Below are 12,033 nucleotides of genomic sequence, written 5' to 3'. Positions count from 1 at the left end.
AATAATGTGCAAATGTTCGGAAATAATCTGCAAAACCTGGAATAATTCGCAAAGATTTTGCACATTATTTCCGAATCCGTCCGAAATAATTTGAAAAAGGGATTCTGAAATAATGTGCTAATTTACAAAAGGGAAAAGTCGAACGAGCCATTCAGTATATTATGGATCACTTCTATGTAGGAACATCGTTTGAAAGCATCGAAGAATTAAATTTCCTTTTACATCGTTGGCTCGATCAAGTGGCGAATCGGAAGCCAAACGCCACTACCGGTATTTCTCCGCAAGAGCGTTGGGCCGAGGAGTCACTCAAGCCTCTTCCGTTGAAAGATTACGATACGAGCTATCTTTCCTATCGGAAGGTGCATTGGGATGGCAGTTTCTCCTACAAAGGGGAACAATGGCTCTTATCGGCGGAGTATGCGGGCAAAGAAATTCTGGTGAAGGAGCGATTAAATGGAGATATTCGATTGTACTTTCGAGGGGAGGAGATTTCTCACGTGGACCAACAGAAAAAAGTGATTTCATTCGCCGAAAAAATCAAAAAGAAACAGACGGAAATGGCCGCCACCATTTCGCCTGTTTCGGTGGAAGTGGATACTCGTCCATTGTCCGTTTATGACGCATTCCTGCGAGGGGAAAGCTCATGAAAGAACGAATACACGAGTATTGCCACCAACTCCATTTGCCTGTCATGGCGGAGCGATGGTCCGCCATGGCAGAATACGCCTCTACTCATAATATATCATATTCAGAGTTTTTATTCCGCTTATTAGAGGCAGAAATCGTCGAAAAACAGGCACGATCGATCCAAACGCTCATCAAGCTGTCCAAACTGCCGTATCGCAAGACGATCGATACGTTTGATTTTACCGCGCAGCCTTCGGTGGATGAGCGCCGGATTCGAGAACTGCTTACGTTGTCCTTTATTGACCGGAAAGAAAATATCCTCTTTCTCGGTCCACCGGGGATTGGGAAGACACATCTGGCAATTTCGATTGGAATGGAGGCGATCGCAAGAGGATATAAAACGTATTTTATTACCGCTCACGATTTGGTCAATCAGTTAAGAAGAGCCGACCAGGAAGGAAAGTTGGAGAAAAAGCTTCGTGTCTTTGTGAAGCCAACCGTTCTCATTATTGATGAAATGGGGTATCTAAAACTGGACCCGAACAGCGCTCATTACTTATTTCAAGTGATCGCCCGGCGGTACGAGCATGCCCCGATTATCCTCACCTCCAACAAAAGCTTTGGGGAATGGGGAGAAATCGTGGGAGACTCGGTTTTGGCGACAGCGATGTTAGATCGATTACTGCATCATTCCATCATTTTCAACCTAAAGGGGGAAAGCTATCGATTACGGGAAAAGAGGCTCCAAGAAGAAAAACAGAAGGATCAATGAAAGGTCCTTCTGGGGAATTTTAAACCGGCGATTTTGGGGAAAAAATAATCGGCCTTGACAGGTGGAGCGGATTTTATATGCGACGACGTTTCAAACGCACGCAACGCGGCAAGTCGTCATTCTTACATACTTATGCAAAAGCGATCATCATGAAGTTGTTCTTTCGGAAGAGCATATCGATTATTGCTGGTCGACTAAAGAGAGAGTGCGTGAACTGCTGCCTCCGGCCATTCTTCACGACTTTGAAAGAAATGACGTGTTTTCGTTGGAAGAATGGGTATAGAGTAGAGATGGAAGATAGCTAAATGAGTTCAGTTCATGCCGAGTAAGATCCGCGGACCGCGCTATCCAAACAAGATGGTTTGACGGATTGATAAAAGATCAGGTGCTTTTTATCGGGTCACAATCTCAACTTCCAACACACAAACCATATCTACCAATTGCTTAATAAAATATTAATCGGGAGCTGATTCAGATGAGGGCATCACAGGAATTTATAAAGAAATTAGAAGAATTGTATCAAATCTATGAGAATGAGGTAAAAGAAAAATGGAAAGAAGGTCTGTTAGCTGATGACACGGCAAAAACATATCTGTGTCATTCGAGAAACTTTGTAAAATGGTGCCGAAATGAATTTGTTCCAGGTGGAAGAAACGAAAAGAAATAGTTGCAGTCACCATTGAAGTTGAAAAAGATTTCATTGCATCTGATGATGAACAATTTGATGAATATGTAAAATGGGAAGCTTCAGTTAATACAAGCTAAATTAGTATCTGCATATATCTCTATAAAATTTAGGTGAATCGTAATCTGATGTTGGATAACGAATATACGTTTCTGTAATATCGTTGAGCTGTCCAGAGTAACCATGTTGAATTAGAAGTTCTCCAAACGGCGGAAAAGCCTCATTATCGGGATCGGGATTAAACTTGAGCAACTGTTATCCAGCCTGATTCTGCCTGCTGCCTGGCTGAGCTACCGAATCGAACCCTAGGAAACAGATCGGGAGAAAGAGTGGCAAGCCATTCTGGAGCATAAGGAATAAAGCGGCGTGATGAGACAGTACTTACACTTTACTGTCTCTTTTTTGTTTTGTGATTTATTTCCATTCATTAATTAAAGTGGGGAAGGGATTATTACGAATATTTTAATTTATATAGACAATAAGAACATTTGTTCTTATAATATATTTTAAATAAATATGGAAGGGGTTTTAAAGATGACAAGAAAAAATATAAAACGAACGTTGGAGATAGACGAAATTATAAAACTTTATCTTGAAGGTGCTAGTACCACTGAGATTGCAAAGCTTTCCAATGTGTCCCCAAGATATATAAGAATGATTTTGTCTGATCATAATATTGAAAAAAGGCCGTTTGGTAGTTGGAAGCGTAAGTATAAGTTAAATGAAGATTATTTCAAGACTTGGTCTAAAAATATGGCTTATATCTTAGGTTTTTTTATAGCGGACGGTTTTGTCTCCAATGATTTTCAGACGATCGGATTCGCGCAAAAAGAAAAATATATTTTAGAACAAATCAGAGACGAATTAGGGTCTAATCAACCACTTTATCAAAATAAGCAAACTGGTGTTTATATGTTATATCTCAATAGCAAAGTTATGAAAAACGATCTAATGGAGATACATGGTGTCACACCAAATAAATCATTGGATATAAAATTTCCGTATGTTCCAGAAGTGTATTTAAATCATTTTATAAGAGGCTATTTTGACGGTGATGGAAATATTTATTCTCGTGGCTATTTAGTCAGTTTTGTTGGCGGTTCTCTCGATTTCATGACGGTATTAGAACATCATCTAAAAGCGCGAGGATTTGACGTGTACTTAACCAAAAAAGAAAAACATATTCGTTTATATATGAGCGGCAGAAAAAACATTAAGGAATTTTACGACTGGATTTATCACGATAAAGGATTATACTTAAAACGCAAATTCGAAGCGTTCCCAGATAAAAATATGGATGCAGAAACATTGCAAAATGCGAAATTAAAAAGAACAAAACAAGCTGTTGCAGCAAGAAAAAAAGCTTTTATCGATGAATATCGAAAAAGTTATTGCGTTCATCAAGCATGTGAAACAGTTGGAATTACATTAGGAACTTATTTTAGATGGTTGAAACAAGACAAACAATTTAGCGAAGAATTTTATCAAATAAAGAAAGAGTAGTGGTAATCAAACGCCACTCATATATTTTTTACATTTTAGTAGACATAATATAAATTATAAGAAGTTACGAAAGAGTCTGTTTCGATAACAAGTAGTCTCATAATAGTGAGACAAAACAAAAAAACGCCCATCGACACGCCCACCTAAAATAAAATAAAAACGCGCAGCCTCTTGATTCTCATTCAAGAAGCTGCACGTTACCCACTGCGCGTCGGCAGCTGCAGGGACCGCATGATCTCATCCTTTCTCCTTTCGTTTAGGCAATATCCGTTTGACGATAGCGGACGCCTTTATACCGAACGCGAACTGGCACGCCTTTTTCTTGCTTATGTTTCACCAGAAGCCGTTGGGCTTTTGAAAAGGCTTCCATCATCCCAGATGCCGAAATGGCCTCTTCCCACACAATCGTTTTCCCTTGGACTGTGTAGAAGGAAAAGACATACTGTTTCACCGTCTTCACCTCCCTATTATTATTATAATCAAAGACTGTTTTTCCTAAACACAAAAACTGTTACAATTATGTTAACATTTTCTCTTCGGCGTTTCCGCAACAAATAAAGGTGTCCCAATCCTTCCTAAAAGAGATCGGAACACCTTTTTCTTTTTGCGCATATGTGGCTGTTGGACCTTGCGGGTTGTGATGACCTTGCCGGTTAGCGCCGCAATCCGATTTAGCACAGTTCAGTTTCTTAGAAAAAGAAAACCGGCATCATGATTCAATGCCGGTTTGTTGCTTGTATTGTTTGACGGCCGCTTTATAGTCGGCTTGAATGGCATCTTTGTCTCGTCCGAGCCGAACGCTTAAAAAGTCGAGCACGGCTGCATCATGGGCAAGGCCAGCGGCAAACTGCCGCTTCAGCCAGCGTTCGCCGGCGATTTCCTCTGGGAACGTATGGGTCTCTCCCCCATCGGCATACACGTTCCAACCTTGAGCGGTTTTACGACTCAGCCACCATTGGCCATGGTGATTTGTCCAAAACACTCCTTCGGCCTCGTCTTTTTTGTTCAATTGGTTTTGTTCCGCATCACCGTATACCGGCAGAAGCGGGAACGTCTCGACGACAAACAGCGGAAATGTTGTATCATCGATCAAACAGCCGGACGCCTTGGGATGGCCGCCGCCACCGAATTGCAGGGCAAACTCAGCGACGTTGACGTCATCATGAATGGTGCGAAAGCCAATATGTTTCGTCCCCATGTTGACTAAAGCGATCAAGTCAAGATGAGGATAACGCTTGGATAACGCATTGCCCAATTCCGACAAATGGCGCTCGGCAAAGACGACGCCGATGCAATAGTCACCAAGCCAGCGCTGAACAAGCTGTTTTTGCTTTTGCCGAATGTAACGCTGAATTTTCTTCTCTTCCATATCGAGAAGCAGCTCTTCCGTCTCGGTCAAGGAGAACGGTTCTCTGGAGGCGAGCCGCTCGCTCATCGTCTCCCAAAAGCCGTCAAGCCCGAAAATCGTCAACAAATCATTCAGCCGCTTCGCTTGCAAATTCCCATTCTCTTCCCATTCCCACGTGTCGTATTGGCGGACGAGCTCGACGAACCCATCTAGCGTTTCATTAGGTGCGAGTTTTCCCTCGCGGACGAGATAGTCGTAAAAGAGCGAGGTGGCGCACGTCTTTTTGCCATCATCCCTCACCGGCACCACCTGTCCCCACGGGTAGTCATTGAAATGAAGCGCCGTCACGTGGTGGTCGATCACTTGCACATGGCCGCCGCGCGCCGCCCGTTCGGCGAGTTGCTGTTCCACTTCCTTGCCGACGGCCAAGTCGGTGATAAACAACATGGCGCCGTTGGCCTCGTCGCTTTGCAAGAATTGGACGACCCGTTCATCCAAATTGCGATAGGAACAAAACGAAATGTTCACCTCGGCAAACGCCAGCTTCGCGAGCAATCCGCAACCGATGCCGTCTAGATCGCTGTCAGTGAATAATTTGATCATGGGGTCCCACCTTTTTGTCACAAACTTTTTTGCAACCACGTTTTCAAGAGCGGCAACAGCCGATCCGGCAACTCGCTCACATGCGGAACAAAGACGCGGAAGCGACCATAGATGTTTTCAATCGTCCGCCGCGTTGACTCATCGTCGGCCCCGTGGCCTAAAAAGAGATTGACGACCTCAATGCCGCGGCGGCGCGCTTCGGCGACTGCTTCGTGCGTATCGATGATGCCGTTTTGTTCATATCCGTACGCGGCGGGTTCGCCGTCAGAGAAGACGAGCAGCACTTTTTGTGCTTCCGGGCGCTTGAGGAGCTGTTCGGTCATCCAGCGAATCGCCAATCCATCGCGATTATCTTCATGCGGCTCGAGCTGCAGGATCGCCGGGCCGCTCGACGGCTCAAGCGAGCGATGGAATGAGACCGCCATCTGCAAATAGTTCGGCTGACGCGAAGCGGCTGCTTCGTTCGCATCTTCCCAAAATCCGACAATTTGGTGCGGCACGCGCAACGTTTTCAGCACCTCATGGCAAAGAACGAGCCCGGTTTTCGTCTCTTCCATTTTGTCATGCATCGAAGCCGAGCAATCGACAAGCAGGCCGAAGACTGCATCAAACCGCCGCGTCGGCTCGCCTTTTTTGTAAAACAAGCGCGGCCGCTCATCAGTGAAAAACGACACCAATTGTTTGCGCAGCCGACCGACGGGCAAGTTCATGCGCCAAGCGGAGCGCTTGTGTTCAAGCCATTGTTCCATGATGCGCACAAGCCGTTTTCGGTACGGCGCCACCGCCGCCTGTTTGGCGCGGTATTGCTCAAGATGCGCGAGGTTTGGCGACGAAGGAAGAAGCACAAGATCGGCTTGGCGGTTGGCCTCGCCATACGGCGCACTGTTTCCAGCCGGCGGCTGTTCGCTGAAGGATGCTTGCGCTTCCAGGCCATACTCGTTTCGCGCCGTCGGCCGAGACGTTCCTTTCACGACGGCCAGCGCCTGATCACCGTCTTCACCCGGCCTCGCCTTATCGCTGATGATCTCGGTGCGGCTGCCTCGTTCGAGCTCAAAGCGGAGAAAGCTTCCACCCGCCCGGCTCGTTTCCCGATGCCACGTTGGCAGCACTTGCCGCTTGGCCTCTCCATCGGCCTCTTGAAGGGCATCGCGGTTTTCCAATGGGTTGGTCCGTTTGAGATCTTGAAGCGTCATCGTTTTCTCGTCCGCATCATCCTCAACGATTGGCAGCGATGTATAGGCATTGACCATATCATGAGGCAGCACGTCCTTCATCAGTTCCACAACGGCGAACGCCCAGTCCGCCACCTCGGCTGTCGAGGAAGCATCAAAAAATTGCGGCCATAACGTTTCAAGGCGCGCCTGCACCGCTTCATCCGCCATCGGAGCCAGCGGCGCATCATCAAGCGGCGAATCGGCCGTGAGCCGCAAATACATCCCCGCCAAAAACTGATCAGCCCAAGCGCCGCGCGTTCGATTCGCTTGCCATTGCTGAGTGAAGTAGCGGCGGTACAAGCGGCGGCGCGTGCGGAACCATCGCTTCATCCCGGGACGTTCCCGCTCACAGACGGCTTCCAAGCGAAGATCTTCAGCGAATGTAAACAGCTGTTTGGAAAGCTTGGAGAGCGGTCGGGATTCCACCGCATGTCGGAAGGCGCGAACCGCCAATCGGTCGGTGTGCCGATACGTGCCGATGATGCGCAAGCCGACGTCGCTTTTCATTGCCGTTTCCCGCTCCAATGGTGGATACCCATCCCAAAAATGGCTGACGTAAACGACCGGCTTGACACAATGCACGCCGGAATGGGCGGCGAACTGGATGGCAACGTCGCGGCGGCGCATGAGCGTTTGGGCGAGGTCAGAAAGCTGCATGACCAAACTCGAGTCGACCGTTCGGTCATTGAACATCATAAACCGCTCCATGCCGAGCCTCCTATTCGTCAAACCACGTTTCAGCGATGTTGCGCACTGCGGCCCGTTCCCGTTCATCGTCGAGCTTATCGACGATGCTTCGTTCAATGGCCCGCAATGGCGGCATGTACGCCGCCAAATCGCACGCATCCAACAAAGCGCGCACCGAAGCCGCTTCCTCGGCGATTTGTCCGTTTCGCACCTGCACAAGCAGATCAGCCGACAGGGCGACGAAACGATCGATCAACGTTTCATCCGTTAATGTAGTTTGCGCCAACAATACCGATTTTAATGTTTCTCCTTGTACATACGGCACATTGATGACGACAAACCGGTTTTTGAGCGCCTCATTGAGCGGTACGGTGCCAATATAGCCTTCATTGATCGCGGCGATGACGCCAAATGTCGGTTTCGCCTGCACGAGATCGCCGGTGAGCGGATTCGTGAGCCGCCGCCGGTAGTCAAGGACGCTGTTTAAAATCGGCAGCGTCTCTGGTTTCGCCATATTAATTTCGTCAATATATAGCAAATGCCCTTTTGTCATCGCCTGGATGACTGGTCCGGGCACGTACTCGATCACCGCCTGGCTGTTTTTGTGCACGATCGTCTTAAAACCGAGCAATGCTTCGGCGTCTAAGTCCACGGAACAGTTGATGCTGTGCATCGGTTGACCAAACAAAGCGGACAACGTTTCAGCAAGCCGCGTTTTTCCCGATCCGGTCGGGCCTTTTAAGAGCACGTTTTTCCCAAGCGCGAGCGCAATGGCGGCATCGTGCACGATCGCCTCATCTGCCGCCTTGTACCCGCCCGCTCCAATCAACGCGCGATCCGGATCGCGGCGGAACAGTTCTTTTCGCTTTTCCATTTCTTTCGTGACCGTCAACGGCCATGTTCCCATCTTCTGACTTCCTCTCTGTGGCGATCTTCCCCTCTCATTCTACTAGATCGCCCGGCGGGACGCAAAACAAAAGAACTAGACCATAAATATATTATGTAAATATAACAAAGAAAAAACGAGGCGCTCTCAACCGAAGTTGTCCTCAATCGCCTTGCGAATGAGCGCCGCGCACCGATCAAGCTCCGCTTTGAGCTGGCGTTTGTACAGCTTCGCCTTTTCCTGTCCGCCCTCGGCGAACCGATAGTAAACGACTTCTTGGTACTTCATTCCCTCTTTTTTCTGTTTCACTTGTTTTAAAATGCCGTCTTCGATCAAATCGTGCAGCGCCTTATACACTTCGGAGTGGTTCGGCCGGTAGCCGAACGGCTTGAACTCTTGGCGCAATACATCAAGCAGCTTCAGCCCGTAGAGCCGCTCCTGTTCGGTGAGCGTAATCAAATACAATTTTAAAAACGCACGTTGTTTTAACAGAAAACCGCTGGGCGTCCGTTTTTCTCCCATAGGCTTTTTCCCTCCTTCCCTACGGATGAAATTTCGCTCTTTGGGCGGCCAAATCCTGCTTGTCTTCATTATACCATGCGGGAAAGGAAAAATCCTCTCCCGCTTGGGTTCAATAAAACACGATCGTTTTGTTTCCGTGGATGATGACCCGGTCTTCCAAATGCCACCGAAGCGCCCGGGCGAGCACCGTTTTTTCGATCAGTCGGCCGATCCGCTTTAAGTCGTCCGGATGGTGGCGGTGGTCCACGCGGGCGACGTCCTGCTCAATGATCGGCCCTTCATCCAAATCGTCGGTGACGTAGTGCGATGTGGCGCCGATCAATTTGACGCCGCGCTCATACGCCCGCTCATACGGACGCGCGCCAATAAAGGCGGGCAAAAATGAGTGGTGGATGTTGATGATCCGTCCCGGGAATTCAGCGACAAACGCCGGCGACAAAATTTGCATGTAGCGGGCAAGCACGATGGTGTCGATCTGATAGTCGCGAAGCAGACGGATTTGTTCGGCTTCGGCGTCCGCTTTCGTTTCTTTCGTCACCGGAATATGCACATAAGGGATGCCAAATGACTCGACCGTCTCGCGCAAGTCGGGGTGGTTGCTGATGACAAGGGCGATGTCGGCGATCAGCTCTCCCGCCTGCCATTGCCAAAGAAGTTCAAGCAGACAATGCTCGGCTTTGGAGACAAAAATCGCGATTCGCCGAATGTCGTTGTGCAGCCGAAGCTGCCAACGCATCTCAAATTCAGCAGCGATCGGGGCAAACGCCGCTTCGATCTCTTCTTTTCGCTCGGCGATGTTTGGACAGTCGAACTCCAAGCGGAGAAAAAACGTCCCTCCCTCAGGATCGGTCGAATATTGGCTCGATTCAACGATATTCGCCCCTTGTTCGTACAGAAACGACGTCACTGCCGCGACGATGCCCGGGCGATCTGGGCAGGAGATAAGGATTCGAGCGCGCTGCTCGTAACCTTGCAAAAATGATTGCCAGCGATGTTGGCGAAATGTCGTCATGCGTTGTCTCTCCCTTTTCTTGCTTTTCTTGCAATTCATCATACAAAAAATTCATGAACTTGCCAACAGGGAAGATAACAAAAGAGGGTGTCCCAAAAGGATCGGGACACCCTTTCTTATTACCGTATATAGGTATAAAACAATCATTAAGAAACAATATGTTGTGTTTTGTTAAGAAAAATGACCCTTTTGGGTCATCCCCCTGGCAAGCGAAAAACCTCTCTCAGTCTTTCGTCAAATCGCCGGCCGGGCCGAAAAATTCGTAATGGATGTGCTCCTCTGGCACACTCCATTGTTTTAGGGCACGATAGACGGTTTTCATAAACGGCATCGGGCCGCAGAAATAAAAGTCTGCGTCTTTCGTCGGGATCACGGATTGCATCCATGCGAGGTCGATCCGCCCTTCTTTGCCAAAATGTGGATGGCGGCGATCCTCGTCGGATGGCGACTCGTAACAAATACGGTAAGAAAATGACGGGCGTTCCGCCAACATCCGAAGCTCCTTATCAAACGCGTGCACGCGGCCATTCAAAGCAGCATGCAAAAACGCCGCTGGGCGGGTCGGTTGGCGGATGGCCAACGTATGCGCCATGCTCAAAAGCGGAGTGATGCCGACGCCGCCGCTGATGAACACAACCGGCGTCGTTTTGGACAAATCAAGCGTAAAATCGCCGGCTGGAGCGCTAAGCTCGAGCACGTCGCCCTCTTGGACATGATCATGCAAATAGTTGGAAACAATGCCGGCCGGCTTGTCCGCTGTAGCTGCTTCCCGTTTGACGCTGATGCGGTAATACCCTTTTCCAGGTGCATCCGATAAGCTGTATTGGCGAATATGCGTATACGTCTCGCCCGGAATCGACAGTTTGACGCTCACGTATTGACCCGGCAAATAATCACTGATGGCCTTGCCGTCTTCCGGCTCCAAATAAAACGAAGTAATGACGCCGCTTTCTTTCACCTTTTTCACGACGACAAATCGGCGAAAGTCACGCCAGCCTCCGTGTTTGGCCGCTGCCTCATCGTAGAGCTCTTTTTCCACTTGAATGAAAACGGACGCAATGGCTTCATATGCTTCCGTCCAAGCCGTGATCACTTCGTCGGTGGCGGCGTCGCCGAGCACGTCTTTGATCGCCAGCAACAAATGCTTTCCGACGATCGGGTATTGTTCTGGTTTGATTCCTAAGCTGCGGTGTTTATGGCCGATTTGCCGCACAACCGGCAAAATAGCATCAAGCTGGTCGATATAGCGCGCTGCCGCATACACGGCTGCGGCCAAGGCACGTTGCTGCCGCCCTTGCTTTTGGTTGGCGTGGTTGAAAATATGGAGCAGTTCCGGATGATTGGAAAACATGAGTTCATAAAACCGCTTCGTAATTTGTTCGCCATGTGTTTCCAAGACAGGCACCGTTGATTTCACAATTTCAATCGTTTTTGGATGCAATTTCGTTGTCGTTGTCATGATTTCATCCCCTTGTAAAACATGTATTTTTAATACATCTTTTATTCAACCATGATCACTGCGAAAAAACAATATTTCAAATACATCTTTAATAAATTGTTCACAATTCTCCGTTCGAATCAGGTGTGGTACAATGGGATCAAGAATGTCGCTTAAAGGTTGTGAATCACGATGCAGTTGACGAACTATACGGAATACGCCTTGCGCGTCCTCTTGTTTTTAGGCGCGCTTGATGAAGAAGAAAAAACAAACATCAAAGACATTGCCGCTGCCTTTTCCATTTCAGAGCATCATTTAAGCAAAATCGTCTATGAGCTTGGCAAACTCGGCTACATTGAAACGATCCGTGGGCGCAACGGTGGAATCCGCCTTGCGAAACGCCCCGCGGAGATTGTCATCGGCGCGGTTGTTCGCGAAACGGAGGAAAACTTGTCGCTTGTCGAGTGTTTTGCCGCCCACGGCAATGAGTGCGTCTTAACGCCGGTATGTCGGCTTCGCTTCGCACTTCACGAGGCGTTAGAGGCGTTTTTGCGTGTGCTGGATGCGTATACGCTCGCCGATTTGCTTGAAGACCGAGCGTCGCTTCGTTCTTTATTGAAAGAGCGGCGCGGTTGAGAAAACTTTCTGGCTATAAGCTGGAGAGTTTTTTGGCGTTTGGCAGGCACACGATCACTAGGCATCGCTCTACGGAAGGAAGACGCGGGATGATGCGAAA

11 protein-coding genes and 1 pseudogene are annotated in these 12,033 nt (G+C 48.4%); 5 read left to right on the top strand and 7 right to left on the bottom strand.

From position 1 onward, the window contains the following. Window positions 1-128: 128 nt before the first annotated feature. From istA to ACVBDQ_RS14045, 4 genes and pseudogenes are all read left to right on the top strand, one after another. A pseudogene (istA, locus tag ACVBDQ_RS14060) lies at window positions 129-647 on the top strand (IS21-like element IS5376 family transposase); the annotation flags it as partial. Further along, window positions 644-1,399: an IS21-like element IS5376 family helper ATPase IstB gene (gene istB / locus ACVBDQ_RS14055; protein WP_061580738.1), complete on the top strand. Its 756-nt coding sequence runs from the start codon at window positions 644-646 to the stop codon at window positions 1,397-1,399. The pseudogene istA and the gene istB, both read left to right, overlap by 4 nt. 475 nt (window positions 1,400-1,874) lie before the next feature. Beyond that, entirely contained in the window at window positions 1,875-2,066 is a 192-nt protein-coding gene (locus tag ACVBDQ_RS14050) for a hypothetical protein (RefSeq protein ID WP_020755372.1), read from the top strand. A gap of 552 nt (window positions 2,067-2,618) precedes the next feature. Continuing rightward, window positions 2,619-3,587 carry an LAGLIDADG family homing endonuclease gene (locus ACVBDQ_RS14045; protein WP_446663275.1) on the top strand — a complete coding sequence of 323 codons (969 nt, stop codon included), beginning with the start codon at window positions 2,619-2,621 and terminating at the stop codon, window positions 3,585-3,587. A gap of 256 nt (window positions 3,588-3,843) precedes the next feature. Here ACVBDQ_RS14045 and ACVBDQ_RS14040 read toward each other — a convergent pair whose 3' ends face one another. The 7 genes from ACVBDQ_RS14040 to hmpA form a co-directional block, all read right to left on the bottom strand. Continuing rightward, window positions 3,844-4,038 (bottom strand): hypothetical protein, encoded by a 195-nt coding sequence (locus ACVBDQ_RS14040; protein ID WP_021321620.1) that lies wholly within the window; start codon window positions 4,036-4,038, stop codon window positions 3,844-3,846. Window positions 4,039-4,296: 258 nt separating this feature from the next. Beyond that, a complete protein-coding gene (locus ACVBDQ_RS14035; protein ID WP_020279471.1) occupies window positions 4,297-5,538 on the bottom strand; it encodes a DHH family phosphoesterase in 1,242 nt (413 codons plus the stop codon). A gap of 17 nt (window positions 5,539-5,555) precedes the next feature. After that, window positions 5,556-7,460 (bottom strand): nitric oxide reductase activation protein NorD, encoded by a 1,905-nt coding sequence (locus tag ACVBDQ_RS14030; RefSeq protein WP_020279470.1) that lies wholly within the window; start codon window positions 7,458-7,460, stop codon window positions 5,556-5,558. 10 nt (window positions 7,461-7,470) lie between these two features. Beyond that, window positions 7,471-8,313: an ATP-binding protein gene (locus ACVBDQ_RS14025; protein WP_369792898.1), complete on the bottom strand. Its 843-nt coding sequence runs from the start codon at window positions 8,311-8,313 to the stop codon at window positions 7,471-7,473. Window positions 8,314-8,472: 159 nt separating this feature from the next. After that, window positions 8,473-8,847: a helix-turn-helix transcriptional regulator gene (locus tag ACVBDQ_RS14020; RefSeq protein WP_011231227.1), complete on the bottom strand. Its 375-nt coding sequence runs from the start codon at window positions 8,845-8,847 to the stop codon at window positions 8,473-8,475. A gap of 109 nt (window positions 8,848-8,956) precedes the next feature. Next, window positions 8,957-9,859 carry a formyltetrahydrofolate deformylase gene (gene purU, locus ACVBDQ_RS14015; protein ID WP_014195843.1) on the bottom strand — a complete coding sequence of 301 codons (903 nt, stop codon included), beginning with the start codon at window positions 9,857-9,859 and terminating at the stop codon, window positions 8,957-8,959. 223 nt (window positions 9,860-10,082) lie between these two features. Then, complete coding sequence (gene hmpA / locus ACVBDQ_RS14010) at window positions 10,083-11,318, bottom strand: NO-inducible flavohemoprotein (protein WP_020279469.1); 1,236 nt, start codon at window positions 11,316-11,318, stop codon at window positions 10,083-10,085. 171 nt (window positions 11,319-11,489) lie between these two features. Here hmpA and nsrR point away from each other — a divergent pair, with 171 nt between their 5' ends. Continuing rightward, on the top strand, window positions 11,490-11,933 hold the full coding sequence (gene nsrR, locus ACVBDQ_RS14005) for a nitric oxide-sensing transcriptional repressor NsrR (protein ID WP_011231230.1): 444 nt from the start codon (window positions 11,490-11,492) through the stop codon (window positions 11,931-11,933). Window positions 11,934-12,033 lie beyond the last annotated feature (100 nt).

Source organism: Geobacillus sp. CCR (assembly GCF_052906625.1).
Note: the sequence above shows the minus strand (reverse complement) of the source record. Positions and strands in the feature narration are given on the sequence as shown.